Below are 22,435 nucleotides of genomic sequence, written 5' to 3'. Positions count from 1 at the left end.
TTCACTTCATGACGTTGTCCCAGTGCAGACGCGGCCTTGCCGTCCAGGCTCTTCCGGAGCCCGTATCAACAGCAGCGGACCGTCGAATTGCGCCGCCACCTTTCGTGCCGGCGCGTTCGCCCAAAAGCCGCCCAGCCCGGCAGGACCTTTCGTGGGCATGACGATCAGGTCGGCATCGACTTTGCGCGCACACTCGACCAGCACGGCCGCCGCCTCTCCGCGCTCGACCCTTCCTCTAACCTTGATCCCAGCCGCCGCAAGCCTCTCGACTTCGCCCGTGAGCGCAACGGCGGCCTCCTCCGCGGCCATCTCCAACACATGCCGGGCGGCGCGTGGAATGAACCGGCCGGTCGCGGCCTCTTCCGCACTCACGCTTCCCGGCGTTGGAACGATGCTCAGAAGGTGAAGCTCGCCCCCGGTCAACCCGGCCATCTCCGCCCCCGCCCGGACGGCGGCCTCCCCGGGTGCCCCCGGCTCGACCGGGATCAGAATCCGATCGGGTCCGAAAACCCGTGCCGCACCCTCCTCATCGGCCCTCACGAGCAGCACCGGCGTCAGGCCGTGCGTTACCACCTGTTCGGCGTTGCTGCCGAACACAAACCGCTTCACCCCTCCCCTGCCGTGTGTGCAGAGCACGACCAAGTCCTGATCGAGCTCCGCCGCGTGCTCCGCAATGCTCCGCGGAATGTCCCCCAGAGGCACGGTATGGACGTGCATGTCCACCGACAGCCCGCAAGCTCGCAGCCGTTCAGCGATCGTCCGGAGGTACGTTTCCGCTTCCCGCGCTTCACGCAGGTGCGTATCGCCATGGATGTTGAAGGGAGGAGCCTTCTCGATCACGTGCAGGAGCGTGACGGCACACCCCGTAAGTCTTCCCAGCCGCTCGACGATTCCCAGCACCGATTCGGCCAGGCGCGAGCCATCCAGCGGCACCAGCATGCGTGAAAACATCGAATAACCCTCCGGCACGGCGAGGCGCTCCCCACCCGTAAATCATCCGCCGAAAGCAAGAGTGTACAGCAGGTAAACGTTCAAAGAAAGAATCAATGCGGCCACGGCATAAGCGATTACCGTCGTCGTCGGCCGGTTCGCCAGGACGCCCATGAGCTTTGCATCGCTCGTGAAAATAACCAGGGGAATCACCGCAAACGGCAGTCCGAAACTGAGCACCACCTGGCTCACCACGAGCGTATGGGTCGGGTCCAGGCCGAGCCCGATGACGATCAGGGAAGGCAGGATGGTCACCAGTCTTCGAATCCACAACGGGATATGAAACCGCATGAACCCCTGCATCACCACCTGCCCGGACATGGTGCCCACGGCAGACGAGGAAAGCCCGGAGGCCAGGAGCGATATGGCGAAAATCGTGCTCGCGGCGTTCCCCAGCAGCGGGCTCAGCGTTCGGTACGCCTCCTCGATCGTCCCGACCTCGACCATCCCCTTCGCGTGGAACGTCCCGGCCGCCATGATGAGCATGGCGCAATTGACCGCCCCGGCGATGCTCATGGCGATCACCACGTCCATCAATTCGAAGCGGAACAGTCGCTTGAGCTTTGCGGGATCCCTCACCACGATACGCCCCTGCGTCAGGGCCGAGTGCAGATAGATCACGTGGGGCATGACCGTCGCCCCGAGAATTCCCGCCGCCAGCAAAACGCTTTCATCCCCCTTGAACCCCGGCGCCACGGCGGCCTGCACGATCTGCCCCCAATCCGGACGCACCAGCACGAGCTCGATGAGATACGAGAGCGCCACGATGCCGATCAGCACGCTGATCACCGCCTCGAAGGGACGGAACCCGTATCGCTGCAGACCCAGGATCAGGAAGGTGATCAAAGCCGTGAGCAACCCGGCCCAAAACAGCGGAATGTGGAAAAGAAGAAAGAAACCCACCGCCGCGCCGATGAATTCGGCCAGATCCGTCGCCATGGCCACGGCCTCCATCACCACCCACATGACCCACACCAGCGGGACCGGCAGCCTCTCACGACTGACTTCGGCAAGATTGAACCCCGATGCGATACCGAGCTTGGCCGACAGGACCTGGATCAGGATCGCCATTGCATTGCTGGCGATCACGACCCACAACAAGGCATAACCGAACCTGGCGCCGCTCTGGATGTTCGTTGCGAAATTCCCCGGATCGATATAGGCGACCGCCGCCACGAAGGCCGGTCCCAGGAAAGGCAGGAGCCGTCTGTGCCAGGGCAGCCGGGCGGATTCGCCCAAAATGGCCTGCGCTGCGGTTACGGTCCCGAATTCCCCGACGCTCCTTGTTGAGTCCGAATCGTTCACGATCGCACGGCTCTCATTTGTATTCCTAAACGTTTGCGGTCCCGCGGCCGATGGAGAGGCCCGCAGTCCAGGCCTTCCATCTGCCCGGAACGGGCGCCCAGGAGGTCCGAAACGACGGGTCGGGAAAGGTCGAACGACTTGAACTGAAATATAAGACTTTTGAGCTTAACCACCATGTTTTTCTTCATAATCCGTGAAATTCATATAGAATGTCCCTGCCTTCGCGCACTCCGGAATCGATGCGGAGGGCTTGCGAACAGCCGGTGCGGCGTCGCGGGCATTTCGACAGGACGGCGGCTCGCGAACGACATAAGAGAGTAAGGTCCCGTATCGGATGCGCATAAGATGTTCCGGACGCTCCGCGACTGAAAAAGCAGGCTCCCCGATGATTTTGCTGTGTCACCTGATAGTTTCACTTTAGTGATATCAGGTGATTATGTCACTTAATCGTGTCACATGATTGTTGACAAGCAGGTTTCGTCTATTTACAATGGGTCGCGCAAATGGTCGAGTTGGTTGAATGTGGCATCCTGAACTAACCAGCCTGCCCAGGCAGGCGGCTGAGCATCTGCGATGGTGCTTCTCCCGGTCTTGAAAGGAACGGTACTGCCCCGGGCAAGGGGTCCCGGGTTATGAAGGTCGTTCGAACGAGAGGGGTTTTCCGGGGTAAGCTCGGCCTCCCTGCGTCGGCGCATCCCGGTGTTTCCCTTCGCAGATTCCTTGAAAATGAAAAATGCGGACGTACCCGAGAACGGTATGTCCGACGACGGTCCGTCCGCGCTGGCGGGGTTTAGCGGGCGGGAATTGCGCGGCAAATTGTGCAATACTTCACGAGGTGAGTTTTTGGCGGCGCGGTCCCCGCGCAGCTTCAGACAAGCGTCGGCCGAGCGGCCGGTGGTGTTCTTTCCTGTTTCGACCGGCTCCCCCCTTGTTGCCGGTAGAGGGACTGTGGTGGGTTTTTCATAATCGACAACAGATAACGATAAGGAGGTGACTATCCACGGAAAGATCATGGGACGCTGACGACCTTTTGGAAGTGGAATTGCACACTGGATAGAGGAGTTACCGGCATGGCTGAACCATCAAAGACAAAAGGTACGATCAAGTTCGTCGTCTGGACTGCGATAGCCGCAGCACTCATTAGTTATCTATGGATCGAGTACTACAACGGAACTCTGGTATCGTGGTATTACTACAAGGCGAAATCCGACGGCTGGGCCGTCAATGCGAATGCTTTCAAAGATGCCGGCAAGGACAAACCGGCCGTTCTGCAGATCGGTTCCTTCGAGACAATCGAAGGGTTGCAGGCCGTCCCGGTGAAGAAGGGAGACCGTCTTCCGGCCAACACCAACGGCATCATCGACAAGAAAACGGTCGAGGAGGGCAAACGGGTCACTCTCGACGGAAATACCTTGAAGGTGACGGTGCCGATGCAGGTCAAAGAAGCCAAGGGGTTCAAGTTCAAGGACACCTTCAAGCACAAAGGCATCCAAACGAGCGAATGGGGCGGTGCCTGGTGCGTAGCGTTCATCCTGGTCCTGGGGTTTGCCCTGGGCATGATGGCCGAGGGGTTCACGGACATGTGCGGGCTTAAGCTCACCAAGATCAAGCACTACGAGGGTGTTCACTGACCTGAAAGGAGACGGATTCATGTTTGACTTCATCATTGCAGGAGTTCAAGCGCCAATATTCCTTCTCGTCCTGACCGGCATGACGGTCGGCATGGTTGGAGGTTTCATCGGGGTGGGCGGCGGTTACATGGTCACGCCCGCTCTGATCGTATTCGGTTTTCCCGGGTACATGGCCTCCGGAATCGACGTCACCCACATCGCCGGCAAGTCGGTCGTTGCGACCATCAGGCACCGCCAATTGGGAAACATCGACTGGGTCCTGGGGCTCGCCATGGTGGGCGGCACCATGATGGGCGTGGAGATGGGGGTCAGGCTCCTCAACTACACGAAGTCCATCGGCCTCTCGGGAATCGCCTTGCTCACCGGCTCTGTCGGAATCATGGTCGGTCTTTTTCTCTACACGCAGATTGAAACCCACCGGGCGCAGAAAAAGATCCAGGAGCTTGCCAAGGAAGGAAAGACGGTGGGACGCGAGTTGAGCACCAGCAACATCCCGAAGTTCTTCCAGAGCATCTCGCTTTTTCCCATCATTCGCTGCCACGTGGCCCGGATCGTCATCTCCATGTGGGTGGTCGTCCTGGTCGGCATCGCCACGGGCGTGTTGGCAGGGTTCTTCGGCGTGGGCGGCGGCTTCATTCGGGTTCCGGCCCTCGTCTACGTGGTTGGCGCCACCACGCACATCGCCGTGGGCACCGACCTCCTGGAAATCGTGGTATCCGGCGGGTACGGAGCGTTGAGGCATTTCGCAAGCGGCAACGTCGACATCATGGCGGTCTTCTTCATGATCATCGGCGCCATGTTCGGCGCGCAGTTCGGCAGCATTGCCACGTCCTACGTTCGTGGGCCCGCCATCCGGTACATCCTGAGCTACTCGCTGATCCTGGCGACGGTGGGGGCTTTCCTCAGGCTCGTTTATATGCTCTCCGCGCAGAAGTACGAGTTCCTCAACTTTTTTGCGGTCGTCTTCACCCTGGGCGAGATGATTTTCCTATGCCTCTTCATTTTGTCTCTCGTCTACTTCGCGGTGAGGCACCGCCACGGCAAGTGGGTCCCCGCGTGGATACCCTCGCTTGTCGTTGTGCCGTAGCGGGATGAGCTTCCGGCAGGGTTCCCGAATCCATGACGGGAGAGGGGACTCGGAATTGCCGAAATCGTGACTTTCGGATTGCAGGAAGGAGTGCTGGAAGATGAAATCGCTCTTGGATTCCATGGCGGTGTACTGGTGTATTCTCTTGCTCTTTTCCCTGGGAGCGGCGGGCTTGATCTATATATTCTGGTTGAAGGATGCTCTCATCTAAAGGAGACGGCACAATGCAGATCTTTCTCAACATACTGTTGTACGGGTTTCTTGCCTATTGGCTGTATGAATCCATCGCGGCAAAAGACTACTGGTATGCTTTCGTGGTCACCTTTGTCGTCGTCGTAGCCGTTGTCGTCTCACTGCTGCCGGGATATCACGCATCGAAGGTTTCGCCCGGTGCATACCCGTATGAAGACTGATCCCGCGGACCTGCGCAGGGAGATCGCGCAGCTCTACCCGAAGCGCGACAGAGGGGATCTGACGGAAAGGGTTTTCCAGGCGAAACTCGCCGAACGGACCGTCGCCCTCTATCGCGCGCTCATCACGGGAAGAATGGCCGAAGGTGAGTCCATTGAATGCGAGCACCACTTCGTGTGGACTCACTTTCGGCTCATGCAGTCTATCCTGCGCGAACCCGCGCAGCAGGCGACCAGCCTTTTCCTCACAAACAGGAGGCTGTTTCGCCTGCGATCCACCATCATGCCAACCCAGCCGCCCACGGCGGACACTCGGGACGAGACATCCATCGACGTTGTTCCCCTGGACCGGATCCTCGCCTTGAAGAAACGCTTCCAGGTCCGGTCCGGAGAGATCATTCTGGGGGTCATGTTCTGCGGGATTGCACTGGCTTTTCACAGCTGGCTCTCCATTACGGGCCCTTTCCTCCTCGGACTCGGCGCCTTGGGCGTGCTTCACGCTCTGCTCCTCCCCACCCGGTGGATCGAAGTGAAGACCGTGGACGCCGTTCCGGATACGGACCCCATCGTGATTTACGGGATTCGCAAGAAAGACGCGAAGAATCTCGTGCGCTGCCTTCGGGAGAAATTGAGTCGTTCATGAGCGGGATCAGGGTGCTCCTCGTTGACGATGAAGTCGAATTCACCGCCAGCATGAGCCGAGTGCTGCGTCGCCGGGGCTTTGACGTCGAGGTGGCCGACAACGGTCTCGCGGCCCTGCCGCTTGTTGCCGGGAAAGCCTTCGACGTGGTTGTCCTCGACGTGAAGATGCCCGGAATGGACGGAATCCAGGCCCTGCAGGAGATCAAAAGACTGTCGCCCGAAACCCGCGTGCTCGTGCTGACGGGCCATTTTTCCATTGGTGAAGAGGAAGAGTTGTCGGCCGGCGGTGCATACGCATACCTTCTCAAGCCATTTCCGATTCTGAAGCTGGTGGACCTCATCACTTCCGCCGCCGGGCATCCTCCCGCCTGACGGGTTTGGACGAGGCGGGAAAAGACAAAACCCTCTCCCGTACACGCAATCCCACACGGGAAGGGCTTTCCGCCCTTCCACCCGATGCCGCCGTCTTGAATGCACCCTGGAACAATATCCGGTTCCGGGCGCGAATTCAGGGCAAACCGGGGGCATCGCGGCTTGCGGCCCGGGATCGTTCCGGGCGGGCGCAAGCGCGGGGCTTGCCCGACCCGGACAGGAGGGCCTGCCCGATTTTCCGCCGGCCGGGAAAAAATCCGGCGGGCAAGGATTTTTCGCCGCCGGACTTCGCTTCGCCGCCGGTTGCGCGTGTTCATGGCATACGAAAACCCGATGTTTCTTACAGGCGCTCGGGATTATCCCCGATAACACAACCCATCCCGCTTTGCACCGGCTCGGCGTTCGGTTACACTTGACCGTCAAGTCGCGATCAGGGTGTCGTACCATCTCGTATGGCTCTACAGCAGGAGAACCCGTGAACTCACCACAACAGACGGGCATCGATCCCGGCCTCCCGCCGCAAACCGATGCGGCGACTCCTCCCGAGTCGGGTGGGGAGACGATTGCTCGCCGGGCGTGGCGCGCCTTGCTGCAATTCCTGGAGATCATCGGGCTGCGCCGGGAAGACACCGTGGACCACGCTCTGCAGGTAGCGAGGCTGCGGCTCTATCACACCGAGTTTCGCAAGCTCATCTCGGCAAACCACAGTTTCCTGGAAAACCTCGGCGAACTGGATGCGAAGCTCCAGGGGGGCGAGCTCACCGACCGCCCGCAGGTGAAGCGGAAGGTGATCCGCCTCATTTCGGACATTCATGCGATGGTCGAAAGCATCAACGCGATTTCCTCCGACCGCTATGCCGGGCTCAGGAGCGCATTCGAGCGGATCACGGCTTCCTTGTCGAAGATCATCGAAGAGGCGACGGAATCACCGTCCAGGGAACTGCTCCTGGACATGTCGGAGGTTTCGGCGGCGCATGCCGAACTGGCCGGAGGCAAAATGGCCCACCTGTGCGAGCTGGCCAATACCCTGGGTCTGCCCACTCCGGACGGTTTCGTGGTCACCACCGAGGGGTACCGTCATTTTCTTGAAGACGGCGGCATCCGTTCGTGGATACAGGAAACGCACCTCGATCCGCTGACCCCGCACGACGCCGATCGGCTGAGCCGCACCCTGCAGGACCGCATATTGTCGCTCCCCGTTCCACCCGCGCTCGCGCAAAAGATCGAAGAGGCCTACGACCGCCTTGCCCGCAGGCTCGGCGCCGAACCCACCCTTGCCGCCCGGTCCAGCGCCGTCGGCGAGGACAGCGACTTTTCGTTTGCGGGCCAGTTTCTCTCCCTGCTCAACGTTCCACGGGAGCATCTGTGCGATGCCTACCGCCGGGTCGTTGCAAGCCTCTATTCCAACGAGGCGGTGCAATATCGTCTTCTTCACGGCATCCCGGGCGAATCGGCGCAGATGGCCGTGGGTTTCATCGCAATGGTGGACGCGGCGGCCAGCGGCGTCGTCTTTTCACGCGATCCCACCCGACCGGATTCCGGCAGGGTGCTGATCCAGGCGGTCAAAGGTCTTGGCGTCCTCCTGGTGGACGGCAAAACCTCTCCCGAAGTGATTCACGTTTCCAGGAACACGGAGGCGCCTGAAATCCTCCGGGTTGCTTCCGCCCAGAAGAGTCATGTCGTCTTTGCTCCCGGCCTCGGCGTGCAGGAAGTGGAGATGAGCGACGTCGATGCGGCGAAGTCCAGCCTGACGGATGATGAAGCTTTGCAGCTTGCGCGCTGGGCGGTTCAACTGGAAACTCATTTCGGCGTCACGCAGGACATCGAATGGGCCATGGACTCGAACCGGCGCCTGATTCTCCTCCAGTCACGGCCCCTGCGCCTGGCGGCCCGGGAGGCTTCCGCCACGCGCCGGCCACTCGATTTGCCGCTGTTGCTGGACTGCGGCGAAACGGGTTGTCCGGGAGTCGGTGCCGGACCGGCCGTTCACATGTCGGACGATGACGACACGGAATCTTTTCCTGAAGGAGGGGTCCTCGTCGCCAGGCGCTCTTCGCCCCGGTTCATCCGGCTGATGTCCAAGGCGCGAGCGATTGTCACGGATGCAGGCAGCACCACGGGGCACATGGCTTCGCTGGCCAGGGAATTCAGAATCCCGACCCTGCTGAACACCGGGAACGCAACCCGGGTGATCCCCAACGGCGCAATCGTCACCGTCGATGCGGGAAACGGTTTTGTCTACGAGGGCGAAGCGCCCGACCTGATCGACAGGGAGCTCGAAAAACGACAGGAAGCGGATTCCGCCGCATGGAGGCGAAACACCCCCGGATTCCGTTTTCTCAAAAGCCTTTGGGACCTGATATCCCCTCTGAACCTCACGGACCCCGGTTCGGCGTCCTTCACGGCCGACGGATGCCGGACGCTCCACGACATGGCCCGGTACATCCACGAGAAATCCTATCGGGAAATGTTCATGCTGGGCGACAACGTCGGCGATCTGAGGGCATCCAGCTACTACCTCGACATTTTCCTGCCCATCGACCTGTATGTTCTGGACCTCGGGGGCGGTCTTTCCGGAACGCCCAAGAAACGCAAGATCAAGCGTGCCGACATCGCGTCGGCGCCGCTCTCCGCGTTGCTCAAGGGCATGCTCCACGAAAAGATCCCGCGTTTCGGGGCGAGACCGATCGATCTTCGGGGTTTTGCTTCCATCGTGATGCGGCACGCCATCACCAGTCCGGAGGAAGAATCCTCCTTTCGGGATCCATGCTACGCCATCATCTCCGACAACTATCTCAACTATACCGCCAGGGTCGGCTACCATTTCAGTGTGGTCGACACTTACTGCGGCCTCACGCAGAACAAGAATTACATCAGCATGGTGTTTCATGGAGGTGCGGCGGACATCGTACGAAGAGCGCGACGAGCGAAAGCCATCGCGGGCATCCTGAAGGAACACGGATTCACCGTGAAGCTCGAACACGACCTGGTCAGCGGCCGTTTGAGCAAGACGACCCGCGAGGAGACGGTCCAGCACCTCGAAATGCTCGGCTCTCTTTTGCAGTTCTTTCGCCAGATGGATGCGGCGATGACAAGCGACGACGCCGTCGATATCTTCAAGGATGCGTTCTTGAAAGGCGACTACGCGCTGGAGGAGATTTCACGCTCCTAAGGCATCATTCCTTTTGCGCAACGTCCATGGAGAAACACTTGCGTTCGTAGGCGTTTTCGATGCTCGTAACCAGGGTGTCCAAAGGGCACGGCTTGAGAAGAATCTCGTCGCATCCCATTCGGAGTGCCTCCGACACCTCTTTCATATCGATGTTCCCCGACAGGATGATCACCGGCGTGACGGGATCGAGCTCCCGTATGGCCTTGAAAGTCGCCAGGCCGTCCATGCCGGGCATCCGCACATCCAGGACGATGACGTCGCTCTCTTCCTTTGACAGCAGCTCCAGACCCGTCGGCCCGTCCGGGGCTGTCCGCACGGCCATCCCCCGCCTTCGAAGAACCTTCAACAGCGATTCGGTGAAAAGCACTTCGTCATCGATCAGCAACACTCGTATCGACTCTGCCATTTCGATTTGCCCTCACGCATCCTTTCCGGTGTCCAGGGCCGCCTCGTGAATCAGCTTGCGCTGGTGGGCCTGCCCGATTTTTTCCTGCAGCTCGTCGAGTTGGATCGGCTTCAACGTGTAGTCGAACGCCCCGTATTGCATCCCGTCGAGGCCGGTTTCTATGGAGCCTTCCCCCGTCAGAATGATGACCTCCACAAGAGGCTTTCTTCTTTTGAGGATTTTGAGTGTCTCGATGCCATCCATTCCGGGCATCCTGAGATCGAGAATCACCACGTCGAATTCCTCTTCGTCCACGGCGCGGACGGCGCTCTGCCCGTCATGGACCACCGCCACCGCGTATCCTCTCCTCGAGAGCAGTTTGGACAGGTTGTTCGCGAAAGCTTCTTCGTCATCGACCAACAGGATCCTGGCTTTCTGCATCGTCTGGTCCTATGAAGGCGGAGCCGCCTCTTCCCGGCCGGCGCCCTGAGATCCGAGCGGAAGGAAAATAATGAAATCCGTTCCCTTGCCCACCTCGCTGTTGACGGAAATCTCTCCTCCCAGGGATTTGATGATACTGTATGAGATCGACAATCCCAGGCCGGTTCCTTTCCCGACCGGCTTGGTCGTATAAAAGGGATCGAAGATCCTGTCGAGGTGCTCCGGTGGAATTCCGGACCCGGTGTCGGATATGCGGATCTCGATCCCGTTTCGCTTCTCGTCATGGCGTGTCTTGACGCGAATGGTTCCGTACGGTTTCCCTTCATGAGCGTCGATGCCGTTGGTCACGCAGTTCAGAAGCACCTGTTCGAGCTGGAAGGCATCGGCCAGCAAGGAGGGAAGCCCCGGCTCGAATTCCGCGACGATCTGCACCCCGCTCGTCTGCGCCCTCTTCTGGATAAGCTCGATCACCTCCGCAAAACACGCATTGATGTCCACCATCTCCGCTTTGGATTTGATGCGTCGTGAAAACCTGAGCAGGTTTTGCGTGATGCGGCTGCAGCGATGGATCTGGGCATCGATCTGGTCCATCGACTCATAGAGCTGCTGCTTGAATTCTCCGTCGAAGCTCGCCGCCTCGTCGGCCATATCCCTGACCAGTTGGTTTTCGGTCAGAATGACGGCCAGCGGGTTGTTGATCTCGTGCGCCACGCCCGCGGCCAACTCCCCGATGGAAGCCAGCTTGCTCGCCTGCAGCAACTGCCTGTTGAGTCGTTCCTCCCCTTCATCGCGTTTCTCGATGGTCTTGATCATGTGACGCGTCGTGATCACCGATACGATCAGGATGGCGATGATGCTTATGGAAAGAAAGATCATAATCGCCCGGTTGGCGCGGCTCACCTCCTCGACCACCTCGGCCTGGTCCTGTTTCACCACCAGGAGCCAGCGTGGTTCCTTGAGCCAGGAGTAAGCCACCACCTGCCGGGACCTGCGCAACCCCATCTCCTCGGAGTCGTATTCCAGCATCCTCACCCCGCTCTCGCCGCTGAACATATCCATGTCGAACGGGGACTGCATCATGATCTTGCCGCCGAGTCGGGGACTGGTCTGATAAATGCCTTGCTCGTTGAGCAGGAACACCTCGCCGCTCCTGCCGATCTTGACGTTTTGCAGCAGGGAGCTCAAAGACTCCGTGTATATGGTAGCTCTCAGTATCCACTTCGCTCCCCCTTCGGAACGAAGAATGGCAATGATGAAGTGAGGGATTTTACGATATCCCATGAACATGTCGCTGATATAGACCCCCTTCTCCAGGAGTCCCTTGAACCAGAAAGTCTGCGAATAGTCCTTGTCCATCAGGTCGAAAGGACCGTGGTAGGCGAGGTGTTTCCCGTTCTCCCCAATGACCCCCAGGTCGTCGAAATACGGGTCCTTGTGGTTGAGAATCCCGAAGAGCCTTTTTAGATTGGCGGGTTCCTTCAGATACTCCAGAGGGTGGCTCAGCGCGACCAGCGTCAGGTCCGCCGTCCGCTCCTTCAAAAACAGTTCGATAACATTCTGATTGTATTCAACTTTCCTCTGAAAGTATTCCTCCATCCGGGCTGTGGAGAACTCCGAGTAATACCTGTAGATGCCGTATCCCACCAGGAGAATGGGGACCACCGAGCAGATCAGCGTGAGTGTTATGAATTTGACGTACAGCTCGGAATAGCTCTTCCTATGGACTGCCTGCCCATCAGGGTGGAGATTCCCGCCTGCGTCGTCCAGTCCGCTCATGGAGTGACACCTTGTTCCAATAGAGGTTGATGAAATGAATAATATATGCGAAAGGCGCCGGCTGGCAATCGAATTCGGACGTCCCGGGCGGCTCGCGGCCACCGCCCGAACGCCCGGGAACCGGGCGTCGCAGAAGTGGGCCGTTCGCGTTGAAAGCTTTGCCGGCGGAGACCCGGAGGCGGATTAGCTGTTGAACTATGCATGCCCAACGTTTAGTATCCAAGAGAACAAGTATCGAATCCGGGGCCTTTCCTCGGAAAGCCCGCATTTTCGGAGCGACTCCCGCATATGTCGGAAAGATTCAAATTTCTCAGTTGGCTTAAGCCGCGCCGAGCCAAAGCCCCGAAAAGCGATTTTTCGGAGGCGTTTCGGGCGAGGTACGAGAGTTTTCAAGAGTTGCTCGCTTCCAATAAGGAATTGCTCAAAATCATCACTGACCTCGAAGAGAAACTCCGCGGCCAGCAGATTTTCGGCATGTCCTATGTGAGAACACAGGTCGCGCGCGCCACCTTTCACACCCTGCGCATGATCCGGAGCCTCAACGCGCTTTCCGCGCAGAAATACCCTCACCTCTTCGATGCATTCGAACGGATCAACACGCGAGTGAAGGAAGAAGTGCTGGTCAGGAAGGAGACCTCCCAGGCTCGGCTGACCCTGCCCTATTCGAGCGTCACCAAGGAAATGGTGGATACGGTGGGCGGAAAGAGCGCCAACCTGGGCGAGGTTCTCAACCGGGTGGGACTCCCGGTTCCCGAAGGATTCGCCATAACCACCGCCGCTTATGATCTTTTCCTCGCCAGAAACGAGCTCGTCGACGAGATTCAGAAAAGGAAAATGGAGCTCGATCCCAAAGACCCCGAGAGTTTCAATCTGGCCGGGGAGGACATTCAGCGGCTCATCATCACGGCACCGGTCCCCGAGGAGTTACGGGAAGCCATACTGGAATCCTACGAGCAAATGATCCGCCGGGTCCCGCAAGAGGTCTCCCGGGGCGGGCGCCCGCGCATATCCATGCGAAGCAGCGCCATCGGGGAGGACAGCGACCTTTCCTTTGCCGGTCAATATCTGTCCCTGCTCAACGTCTCGCACGACAAGATCGTGCAGACTTATGTCTTCATCATCGGCAGCCTTTTCACGCCGCGGGCCATTTCCTACCGTTTGAACATGGGAATCCGCGACGAAGATGTCGCCATGAGCGTTGCGTGCCTGCGCATGGTGGATTCCGTGGCGAGCGGCATCGTGTACTCGCGTCACCCCTTCAACCTGCTGCAGGACAACGTCATCATCACCGCCGTGTGGGGTCTTGGGCCCTACGCCGTGGACGGCGTCATCACCCCCGACTCCTACACGGTCGCAAAGGATTCGACATTCGCGATCCTCGAGACGAAAGTCTCGCACAAACCCGTTCAGTTGGCGAGCGACCCGGACGGGGGGCTGATCGAAATCCCCGTGCCTGAAGACCTCCGGGATGCTCCCTGTCTTTCGAGCGAACAGATCCGGCTCCTCGCCGACTATGCCGCACGGCTTGAGAAACACTACGGATGCCCACAGGACATGGAATGGGCGCTCGACCGGGACGGGACCATTCTCGTGCTTCAAACCAGACCTTTGCGCCTGGAAAGCCGCGGTGCGGAGCAGGAAGCCAGGACCATACCGGAACTGAGCCAATACCCTCTCCTGGTACCGGACGGCGCCGTCGCGTCGCCGGGAGTCGGTTTCGGAAAGGCGTTCCTGGTTCGCTCCGAAGAGGATCTCGTCGATTTTCCGGACGGCGCCGTACTCGTCGCCAAACACTCCTCGCCCAAGTACGTCGTCGTGATGAACAAGGCCTCCGCTATCGTCACGGATTCCGGAAGCGTGACCGGGCACATGGCCTCCGTTGCCCGCGAATTCGGCATCCCCGCGATATTGGACGCGAAAGTCGCAACGAGCTCCATCCCGGGCGGCACCGAAATCACGGTGGACGGTTATTCCGGAAGAGTCTACCAGGGGAAGGTGCAGGAGTTGCTCAGCCTGCAAATCCCGAGGGAATCCCATATGAAAGGGACCCCCGTGTACGAAACCCTCAAACGGGTGAGCGAATGGATCGTGCCGTTGCGCCTCTTCGACCCGAAATCGCCGGAGTTCACCCCGGAACACTGCAAATCCATTCACGACATCATGAGATTCGTGCACGAATCGTCATACACGGAGATGTTCCGGATCAGCGATCACGTCTCCGAAACCACCGGCGGCGCGGCCAAGCTCGAAGCTCCCATCCCGCTCGATCTCTACGTCATCGATCTCGGCGGCGGTCTCAAGGAATCAGCCGCAGGGCGCAATCGCATCAAGGTGAACCAGGTGACGTCCATTCCTTTTTGCGCCGTCCTCAAGGGCATGCTTCACGAGGACCTTCGCTACCACCGCCCGAGGCCCGTTCACCTCAGCGGCTTCCTGTCGGTCATGAGCGAACAGATGCTCACGCCGGCCTACTCCGGCGCCGAGAGATTCGGGGACAGAAGCTATGCCGTCATATCCGACAAGTACCTCAACTTCAGCTCGAGGGTCGGGTACCATTACGGGGTTCTCGATTCCTATTGCGGCCGGACGATCTCAAACAATTACATCACCTTTTCCTTCAAGGGCGGAGCCGCCGACGACATCCGCAGGTCCCGGCGGGCCCGGGCCATCGCGAAGATACTCGATGCCCTGGACTTCGTTGTGGAAGTCGTGGCCGACCGCGTTGACGCCAGGTTCCAGAAACATGAAGCGCAGATCATCGAAGACCGGCTCGACCAGATCGGCAGGCTCCTGCAGTTTACGCGGCAGATGGACATGCTGATGGACAGCGACATGAGCGTGGCCCTGATGGCCGAAGCCTTCCTCCAGGGCGACTACCAGCTCGAAGCCGGCGGGCGAAAGGAGAGCTCCCGGTAGGTTGTCCTTCCGGGCGCGGCATCGCTCTGGTCGCGGGGCGGGAATTGGTGAGCGCGGGAACCCCCGCCGGCCGCACCGCGGGGAAAAACTCCGGGGTTCCGTGGAGCCCGGGTCGTCTTGTCCCGTTATCCTTTTTTCACCAGGGTGCCGGGCTCCACTTCGCACTCGGACGACACCCGCGCCACGGCATCTCTCTCCGACGCAGCCCTCACTTCCACGGTCTCCAGGGGCGTTCCGCTCTTGTCCAGGAGCGTCACTTGCCCTCCCGCGCGCACGCCGTGGAGGGTCCCGAGGCCAAAGGCGATTTCGCGTCCGTGCTCCGTGTTGACGATGTGGTAGACTTCCGCCATTCCTTTCCGCAGAAGCAGCCGTTCCCTTTGTCCCGACATCAGGTAGACGACCCCGAGCGTCAACAGCAGCAGCCCCAGGGCGGCCAGGGCGGCATGCCACGGCGAGACGTCCGCATGCCGGAGGATGAAGGACTTGGAATCCAGGTGCATGCTCCGGGCGTTCCCGTATACTCTTACAACCAGGACGGCCGTGGGTTTTTCCGGCTGATTCCCCGTGCTCACTTTCACTTCGTAAACGCCGGGGCGAATTTCGGGATCGGTGCGCAAAGTCCCGCGCCACATGGCTCCACCCAGCCAGAAGCCCCGGTGCAGTCCCTCGAAAACCAGCTTGATGGAGCCTGAGGTGCTGACGTAGGAAAGCTCGTCCACCCCTTTGAGGTCGTCCTTCAAGGGGCCGTTGACGCCGACGGATTCCCCCGGAAGCAACTCGAAGTCGTTGGGCGAGCGCCCGAACTGGGCGTAGAGCCCGTCAATAAGGGCGAGGGCAAGGATGGCGCACAGAAGCGCGCCAAACCTGCCCGTCCAATTCCTCCACACGGTGATTTGATTCAGAGTCATAACGCGGGGTGAGTTTCCCTGGGGAAGTATTTCCGCATGAGCAGGCAGGCCAGAATGAGCGTGGGAACGAGCATGGAAAAGAAGCACTTGAAAAACAGCGGGGTGAAGTTGTCGAGATCCGAATTGGCAATGTAGATGCTCACCGTCAGCTGGATGAGAACGACAACGTCCACAATCGCTATGGCAATTTTCTTGTAGAAATCCATGTGAACAATTCCTTATCCGCCAGATTCCCTGGTCTTGCCGATGTCCTTGCCGATTGAACGCCCGGCTCGCTTTCGGAGGATTGGATAAAGAGCCGCCGCTTCATGCGGGCGGCGGCCCTTTGCGATCCTTTGAGACTTACTTCTTGTAGATGTCCGTCCTGCTGATGTTCATGAACCGAAGGGCCTTGCCGGGCTCTTTGAAAGTCATCCGCACCTCGTCGCCCGCATCCCAGGTATGGTCGGGCAGGGCGAAGTACTCGTCCGGCAGGGAGAAGGTGATAAAAATCTTCTGTCGGCCGGAATAGATGCTGATGGTCTTCTTTTCCCGGTCCACCGACGGGAATTTCTTGGCCTTGTTTTCCGCCTCGTTGAAAACGAGGGGATCGTTCCTGCCCACGTTGTCCTTCTCTTCGATCAGGGTATAGGTGATCGTTTTGAAGTTCTGCGAGGCAGGGTCGAAGATCGTGATCTGGCGGGACTTGGCATCCAGATTCATCCTGAGCCCCACCTTGGGTTCCGGACCCATTTCGGCCGGATCCGTCGGCAGGCTGTAGGTCATCGGGGGCAGATGGCTGTAATCCGGGTTTTGGGGATCGGCCTTTTCGTCCCTGATGATGGTCACCGTACGCTTTTCCTTGTCCAGCGCGATCGCCCTCCCCTGGTCAACCTTGGAGTATTCCGAGCACCCGCTCGCAAAAACCAGGGGCAGTATGAACAACAGAGCATATATCCATGTCCGATTCTTGGCCATTATGGTTCTCCCTCTCATATGTCTCATGACACCGTCGTCAACCCCACGGGCTAGCTCGCGATAGCGGCAGCCTTCTTTCTCTTCTGGGCCACTTCCTGCTTGGCGCCCTGGACCATTTTGACCATGATGTACAGGGACAGGGCACTGACAACGGCCAGCACGAAGAACGTGGCGGCAACGTCGCAGAAGGCCTTCGATTGGGGGAAGTATGTGGGTATGAGCTTGAGAGCCACGGAAATGGCGCAACCGATGACGGCGCAGCCGAACGCGATCCGGATTCCGTAACCCTTGATGTACTTGGTCGCGACCGTTCCGATCTGTGCTCCGATCGCGGCCCCGATCAGCATGATGATGGCCGCCACCAGTTCGGTCCTGCCCTTGTACGTGTAGGTGGCCGCGCCGTAGAGTCCGGAGATCATGACCTCGAAGAGATCCGTTCCAACCGCCACGTGAGTCGGACAACCAACGATGTAGATCAGGGACGGCATGCGGATGAGACCGCCGCCGATCCCGAGAATGCCGGCCAGCCAGCCGGTGAGGAAACTGACCATGATGGGCAGCCACGCGGAACAGTAGATGCCGGCGACGTCCAAATGGATCATCGGGGGGATCTTGATCTTGTGAAACGTCTTATGCCACTCGAGACCGGTGGCCAGCTTGTCGAGCTCCTTGCCGGCTGCGGCTGCTTCCTTCTCCTTCTTCCTCCTCTTGAGCACGTCGCCGAACACCATGTACGTGATCAACATGAGCAGCAGGATGTAGAGCCAGCGCACCACCAGTTCCACGCTGCCGATCCGCTCCAGCCACATGATCATCTGGGCCCCGATCTCGAAACCGATCACCGTGCCGACCAGCATGATCATGCCGAGCTTGTAATCGACGTTTCCGAACTTGCCGTGGCGCATGGTCGAAATCAGCGACTTGCCGGCCATATGGGCGATGTCGGTGCCAATGGCGAATGCCATGGGAAAGCCGAGGATGTTGAGTCCGGGGGTGACCATCCACGCGCCGCCCATTCCGAAGAAACCGCCAATGACACCGACACCGATGCCGAGAATGATCAAGCCGGGCCAGAAAATCTTGACGCCCGCAATGGGCATGAGAATATAGAGCCAATCCATATCATTAACCTCCTAAGTCGCAACAAAAAAACGCGTCCTCGCCGGACAATCAATGTTCAGCCAACTCCCTCGATTTCAGGTCGATGCCGATGTGAGTCATGACGATATCGGCCACGACACCGAAGATCACCCCGATCACCGGAATGAGTACCACGGTGAGAATCGTGAAGTAGAGATGGCTTTCATTGTAGAGATTGGCCCACCATGCCATGATGCCGCTGAGCTTGCGGGTGTCGGCCACTATGACCATCGGCGCAACCGGCCCACCACCGGCCGCGAGCGCCATTCCCGGTATCAAAAGAAATAGTGCGCTACTGAATCCAAGAATCTTCGACCACAACTTGTGCATTGGTTAAACCTCCATGTTCCCCAGATTGAGACTTCCTGCCCGCGTTCCTGTCGCCGAACCGAACGACGGCCGGCTCCACTTCCCTGGTTTACCGCCGGTTTCACTATCGAATCACCGCGACGCTGCACGGTGCGTGCGCGACGACCTTCGACGCCGTGCTTCCGAGCAGAAACCGCTTGAGCCCGGTGATGCCGGTGCTGCCCATGATGATAAGGTCGTGCTTGTCTTCCTCCGCCCTGCGGATGATGTTGTTCGCAGGAACCAGGCCCGTCTCGAGCACGGTCTTCACGGCGATCCCTTTTGCGTCAAAAAGCGCTTTGGCCTCCGTGAGGGCTTTCTGGGCCTGCGCTTCAAGTTTTCCCTGGATATTGAAAGGCATTTCCTCCAGGTCGTCCCGCGCATAATAGGCCACGGCCATCAGGGTCACTTTCGCGCCTTCCTTCTCCGCAATCTCCAGAGCCCTCTCCACCGCCTTGGCCGATCGTTCCGAACCATCAGTGGCCACCAGCACGTTTCCCCACATATACCGTCCTCCTCATCTCTTCGATGTGTGCAATATCGGTCACCTTCACCTGCGCCGGTGGAAAGAGCAACATGCGTGCCATTCATTGCAGCCGCGTCGAATTTAATGAAAGTCCACGCCCGTTAATGTTCCGTCAAAAAATCGGAGCGCACGCCGGCCCCGCAGACGATCGAATATGAAACTTCCAGATGACAGACCTGTCACCAATTGATGACAGGCAGACGGACGCGGCACCACCCGAGCCCCGGGATGACATCATGTCGAGCTGCGTCCAAGAAGGCTCAACACCTGCTCGGCGGGAGATGGACGCGGGCGGAGATAAACCCCGTCCCTACGGACCGATGTGCCCGTCATACGTAGGGGCGGACTTTATGCCCGCCCGCCGGATGCTGTCGGCTTGAACACAATCGCCCATTGCGTCGGCGGCACCTGCGGAGCATGGAGACAGGCCCAGCCGGGAATCCATTTTCTACGTGACAGGATATAAGAATGCGCTCCGTACCGGAGGCAGTCGGGCAGGAGATGACGGGCATCGCCTTCCGCCTGAAACGCGCTCCGAATCATGCGTGCTGAGCGGACACTTCAGAACGTCAGGCCACGGCAAAGCAGAGGGCATCCATTTTCTTTCTGAAGACCTCCACCGTGATGGGTTTGATGACGTAGTCTTCGGCGCCCAGGGAAAGCGCTCGGCTGATGTGGTGTTTCTGGTGCAGGTAGGCGTCGACCACCACCATGGTGGTGGGGGCGATTCTTCTGAATTTCCTGAGCAGCGAGTAGTCCTCGGCCATGACTGCGCCCATGTCCGCGAGGATCACGTCGAAGGTGAATTCTTTCAGCAGATCCAGGGCGTCGCGTTCGTTGGAAGCCAGGTAGCATTTGCAGTCCCGGTGGGTTTCGAGCGCTCTTGCAAACAGCTCGCTGACGTCTCTGTCCGGCTCAACGATAAGGATCATCTTGCGGCTCATTTCGGAGTCTCTCACAATCCACGGTCGGCTGAGTTGTTTCGCAGGAAATGCACGGTACAACGTTCGGAAAATCGGGCAGGACACCCCCGCGTCCCTGCCTCCCGCGCCGCCGAAGGCAACGCCTTCCCGAGCGCGAAGCAATCTTCCGATCCGGATCGCTTACAATTTTTGTGCCATCAACCCAGTGGAGGCACAGAAGGGTCGGTGGTTTCGTCGAAAGCGTCTTTCTTCGTTTTCAACGTGACAGTGAAAACCGTCCCCGTTTCCCCCGGACCGTCCTCCTCGGCGTGGCTCGCGCACTCAACGGTCCCGCCGTATTTCGAAACGATGCCGTAGCTCACCGAAAGGCCCAGCCCGGTGCCTTCACCCACCTTCTTGGTGGTGAAGAACGGGTCGAAGATCTTGGCGATGAGTTCCTTTCTGATGCCGCAGCCCGTGTCGGCAACGATCAACTCGACATCCTCCTCGCGACGCCCCGTTCTGCTGATTATCCTCAGGACCCCATCGCCATCCATGGCGTGGATGGCATTCCCCACAAGGTTGAGCAGCACCTGCTGCAACCCCCTGGAGTCGATGTTCACCGGGGGCAGGTCGGAGGCCAGAGCAGTCTCCAGCCTGATCCGGTTTATGTCAAGAGTGTGCTTGACCACCGAGACGACTTCCTGAATGTTCTCGTTCAAGTCACATCGGTCTTCGGCTTCCTCGCTCATGCGCGCGAAACTGAGCAGCCTTTCCACGATGCTCTTGCAGTGCAGCCCGTGCCGCTCGATTGTTTTGAGATCGTTGTATTCCATGGTTCCCGGATCCATGCGCTCGAGCATCAGGTCGCAGAAGCCGAGCATGATTCCGATGGGGTTGTTGATCTCATGGGCGACTCCCGCGGCCAGAGTGCCCAGGGAAGCGAGCTTTTCGGAATTGATCAACTGCCGCTCCAGATTTTTCCGATCGGTGATGTCCCGGGCGATGCCGAGAACGTGTTCGTGCTCCCTGCCGGCTTCCCGGACCGGTATGTACTGGATGTTGAACCAAAGCTCCCTGTCGTGCAGGTTGAAGCCCGATTCGGCCCGCTGCGCCTTGTCCGAGCTCAGCGCCTTGCGCACGATGTCAAGCTGCTCCGTTGCCTGCTCCCGCGGCAGAAAACGAAAAAGGCTCTGTCCGGCCAATTCCTCCCCGCTCACCCCGAAGACCCTGGCCATGTGCTGGTTGGCCGTCTTGATGACCCCCGCGGAATCCAGTGTGAAAATCATGTCTTCGGCGCTCTCGATGAGCGACCGGTACTTGGCCTCGGATCGTTCCAGCTCCCCCGTGTAGCGGCGGATATCATCGGTCTTGAGCGCGACTTCCTGCTCCAGAATCGTCGACCAGCGCAGCTCGTGCAGGACCACGCTGGCACTCCCGAGGACAATGATGAAAATAACGAATCCCTGGAGAAGAATCTGCTTTCCGTAAATCTGGCTGACCTCCGCCTCCACTTCGTCCGCGGGCGCGACGACGGCGACGGACCAGTTGTAGGTCAGGTAAGGCCCCTGGATTCGCACCGGGGAATAGGCGATGAGCTTTTCCATGGGCGCCGCCACATCGCGATGCCAACCGGACGTGTACGTCCCCCTGCCCTCCTTGCCCCTGAGCATCTCCTCGCGTTGGATCTGATTGATGTCATTGAACGAAATGGCGGGATTCCGGCTGCTTCTCACCTCGAATGCGTTCTCTCCGATAAAGGATGCCTCCGGATGGTGGAGAAAGTTCCCCGAGGAGTCGATCACCCAGGCATACCCGGTCTTCCCCGACCTTATGGGGGGAATGATTTCGCGCAGCAGCTTGCTGACGTCCAGGGTCACCTTCAAATATCCGGCGAATCCCCGGGACGGGCGCGGGTGCAAGGCGTCGACCGCCTCCTCGCGGGTGGGGGTGATCAAGTCCAGCACGATGGATTTCTTGTCCTTCGAAGGATCTCGGGGACGCGCGCCGGTACCCATCACATTTCCGCGGTTGCTGAGCTCCGAGGCCCACGACATGTACGCGCCCGCCTCCTGCGGAACGACCCCGTAATACCCGGTCGCTATCCCCTGATCGTTGGCGATGAACATGGTGTTCCCGTCCCGGTCCACCCGCCTGATTTCGATGATATTGTCCCTGTAGAGGACCGGCATGGTCGACATGAGCAGTTGATCGTAACTGTTGGGATCGTTGTACTGCACCGCAGGCAGGGAGTTGAGCAGGGTCAGGTCCGCGATGGCGTTCTGGATGTTCCTCTCGATCCTCTCGGCCGTCGTTCTGGCCAGAACGAGCTGCTGGTCGTTGAACTGCCCCCGGATGACTCCCTTCATGTGCCTGGACGAAGTGATTCCCAGGTAAAAAGCGATGCCGACCATCACCAGGCTGACGACGCCTATGATTTTCAGAACCCTGTGGAGCTTGAGCCGTTCCTTGGTTTCCATGAGTCCAACACTCCGCTTTGCACTCCTGGTGGTCACCCCCCTGAAAC

General features: G+C 59.2%; 21 protein-coding genes. 7 read left to right on the top strand and 14 right to left on the bottom strand.

What is annotated here, in order from left to right:
• Positions 1–6 precede the first annotated feature (6 nt).
• The 3 genes from SFUM_RS03300 to SFUM_RS22835 all read right to left on the bottom strand — a co-directional run bounded on the left by SFUM_RS03300 (position 7) and on the right by SFUM_RS22835 (position 3,308).
• The gene (locus SFUM_RS03300; protein WP_011697513.1) at positions 7–951 is read right to left on the bottom strand and encodes a universal stress protein; all 945 of its coding nucleotides are present in this window, start codon (positions 949–951) and stop codon (positions 7–9) included.
• Positions 952–993: 42 nt separating this feature from the next.
• On the bottom strand, positions 994–2,229 hold the full coding sequence (locus SFUM_RS03295; RefSeq protein ID WP_011697512.1) for an Nramp family divalent metal transporter: 1,236 nt from the start codon (positions 2,227–2,229) through the stop codon (positions 994–996).
• 551 nt (positions 2,230–2,780) lie between these two features.
• Positions 2,781–3,308 carry a hypothetical protein gene (locus SFUM_RS22835; RefSeq protein ID WP_150109419.1) on the bottom strand — a complete coding sequence of 176 codons (528 nt, stop codon included), beginning with the start codon at positions 3,306–3,308 and terminating at the stop codon, positions 2,781–2,783.
• 57 nt (positions 3,309–3,365) lie between these two features.
• Between SFUM_RS22835 and SFUM_RS03285 the strand changes: the two genes are divergently transcribed.
• The 6 genes from SFUM_RS03285 (at position 3,366) to SFUM_RS03255 (ending at position 9,609) form a co-directional block, all read left to right on the top strand.
• Positions 3,366–3,926 carry a hypothetical protein gene (locus SFUM_RS03285; protein WP_011697511.1) on the top strand — a complete coding sequence of 187 codons (561 nt, stop codon included), beginning with the start codon at positions 3,366–3,368 and terminating at the stop codon, positions 3,924–3,926.
• Positions 3,927–3,945: 19 nt separating this feature from the next.
• Positions 3,946–5,013, top strand: coding sequence for a sulfite exporter TauE/SafE family protein (locus SFUM_RS03275; protein ID WP_011697510.1), 1,068 nt, complete (start codon positions 3,946–3,948; stop codon positions 5,011–5,013).
• A 224-nt stretch (positions 5,014–5,237) separates the two neighbouring features.
• Complete coding sequence (locus SFUM_RS03270; protein WP_041439734.1) at positions 5,238–5,426, top strand: hypothetical protein; 189 nt, start codon at positions 5,238–5,240, stop codon at positions 5,424–5,426.
• Positions 5,416–6,066, top strand: a complete 651-nt coding sequence (locus SFUM_RS03265) for a hypothetical protein (RefSeq protein WP_011697509.1) — start codon at positions 5,416–5,418, stop codon at positions 6,064–6,066. The genes SFUM_RS03270 and SFUM_RS03265 overlap by 11 nt, the downstream gene beginning before the upstream one ends.
• The gene (locus SFUM_RS03260) at positions 6,063–6,437 is read left to right on the top strand and encodes a response regulator (RefSeq protein ID WP_011697508.1); all 375 of its coding nucleotides are present in this window, start codon (positions 6,063–6,065) and stop codon (positions 6,435–6,437) included. The genes SFUM_RS03265 and SFUM_RS03260 overlap by 4 nt, the downstream gene beginning before the upstream one ends.
• 475 nt (positions 6,438–6,912) lie before the next feature.
• Positions 6,913–9,609 carry a PEP/pyruvate-binding domain-containing protein gene (locus SFUM_RS03255; RefSeq protein ID WP_011697506.1) on the top strand — a complete coding sequence of 899 codons (2,697 nt, stop codon included), beginning with the start codon at positions 6,913–6,915 and terminating at the stop codon, positions 9,607–9,609.
• A gap of 4 nt (positions 9,610–9,613) precedes the next feature.
• On the opposite strand, the gene SFUM_RS03250 is transcribed toward SFUM_RS03255, so the two are convergent.
• From SFUM_RS03250 to SFUM_RS03240, 3 genes are read right to left on the bottom strand one after another with little or no spacing between them, the layout of a single operon-like run.
• Positions 9,614–10,015, bottom strand: a complete 402-nt coding sequence (locus tag SFUM_RS03250) for a response regulator (protein WP_011697505.1) — start codon at positions 10,013–10,015, stop codon at positions 9,614–9,616.
• 12 nt (positions 10,016–10,027) lie between these two features.
• Positions 10,028–10,435 carry a response regulator gene (locus tag SFUM_RS03245; RefSeq protein WP_011697504.1) on the bottom strand — a complete coding sequence of 136 codons (408 nt, stop codon included), beginning with the start codon at positions 10,433–10,435 and terminating at the stop codon, positions 10,028–10,030.
• Positions 10,436–10,444: 9 nt separating this feature from the next.
• On the bottom strand, positions 10,445–12,211 hold the full coding sequence (locus SFUM_RS03240; protein ID WP_011697503.1) for a sensor histidine kinase: 1,767 nt from the start codon (positions 12,209–12,211) through the stop codon (positions 10,445–10,447).
• Positions 12,212–12,499: 288 nt separating this feature from the next.
• Here SFUM_RS03240 and SFUM_RS03235 point away from each other — a divergent pair, with 288 nt between their 5' ends.
• Complete coding sequence (locus SFUM_RS03235) at positions 12,500–15,127, top strand: PEP/pyruvate-binding domain-containing protein (protein WP_011697502.1); 2,628 nt, start codon at positions 12,500–12,502, stop codon at positions 15,125–15,127.
• A gap of 125 nt (positions 15,128–15,252) precedes the next feature.
• On the opposite strand, the gene SFUM_RS03230 is transcribed toward SFUM_RS03235, so the two are convergent.
• The 8 genes from SFUM_RS03230 to SFUM_RS21315 all read right to left on the bottom strand — a co-directional run bounded on the left by SFUM_RS03230 (position 15,253) and on the right by SFUM_RS21315 (position 22,388).
• Positions 15,253–16,035, bottom strand: a complete 783-nt coding sequence (locus SFUM_RS03230; protein WP_011697501.1) for a hypothetical protein — start codon at positions 16,033–16,035, stop codon at positions 15,253–15,255.
• Positions 16,032–16,241, bottom strand: coding sequence for a hypothetical protein (locus SFUM_RS03225; protein ID WP_011697500.1), 210 nt, complete (start codon positions 16,239–16,241; stop codon positions 16,032–16,034). The genes SFUM_RS03230 and SFUM_RS03225 overlap by 4 nt, the downstream gene beginning before the upstream one ends.
• A 136-nt stretch (positions 16,242–16,377) precedes the next feature.
• Complete coding sequence (locus SFUM_RS03220; protein WP_011697499.1) at positions 16,378–16,992, bottom strand: DUF4881 domain-containing protein; 615 nt, start codon at positions 16,990–16,992, stop codon at positions 16,378–16,380.
• 50 nt (positions 16,993–17,042) lie between these two features.
• The gene (locus SFUM_RS03215) at positions 17,043–18,113 is read right to left on the bottom strand and encodes a sulfite exporter TauE/SafE family protein (protein WP_011697498.1); all 1,071 of its coding nucleotides are present in this window, start codon (positions 18,111–18,113) and stop codon (positions 17,043–17,045) included.
• A gap of 49 nt (positions 18,114–18,162) precedes the next feature.
• Entirely contained in the window at positions 18,163–18,462 is a 300-nt protein-coding gene (locus SFUM_RS03210; RefSeq protein ID WP_011697497.1) for a DVU0150 family protein, read from the bottom strand.
• A 103-nt stretch (positions 18,463–18,565) separates the two neighbouring features.
• Complete coding sequence (locus SFUM_RS03205) at positions 18,566–18,985, bottom strand: universal stress protein (protein ID WP_011697496.1); 420 nt, start codon at positions 18,983–18,985, stop codon at positions 18,566–18,568.
• 590 nt (positions 18,986–19,575) lie between these two features.
• Positions 19,576–19,950 carry a response regulator gene (locus SFUM_RS03200; RefSeq protein ID WP_011697495.1) on the bottom strand — a complete coding sequence of 125 codons (375 nt, stop codon included), beginning with the start codon at positions 19,948–19,950 and terminating at the stop codon, positions 19,576–19,578.
• A gap of 176 nt (positions 19,951–20,126) precedes the next feature.
• Positions 20,127–22,388: a sensor histidine kinase gene (locus SFUM_RS21315; RefSeq protein WP_011697494.1), complete on the bottom strand. Its 2,262-nt coding sequence runs from the start codon at positions 22,386–22,388 to the stop codon at positions 20,127–20,129.
• Between the last annotated feature and the right edge of the window lie 47 nt (positions 22,389–22,435).

Source organism: Syntrophobacter fumaroxidans MPOB (assembly GCF_000014965.1).
Taxonomy (GTDB): Bacteria; Desulfobacterota; Syntrophobacteria; order Syntrophobacterales; family Syntrophobacteraceae; genus Syntrophobacter; species Syntrophobacter fumaroxidans.
This window is presented reverse-complemented; position numbering and strand designations above follow the sequence as displayed.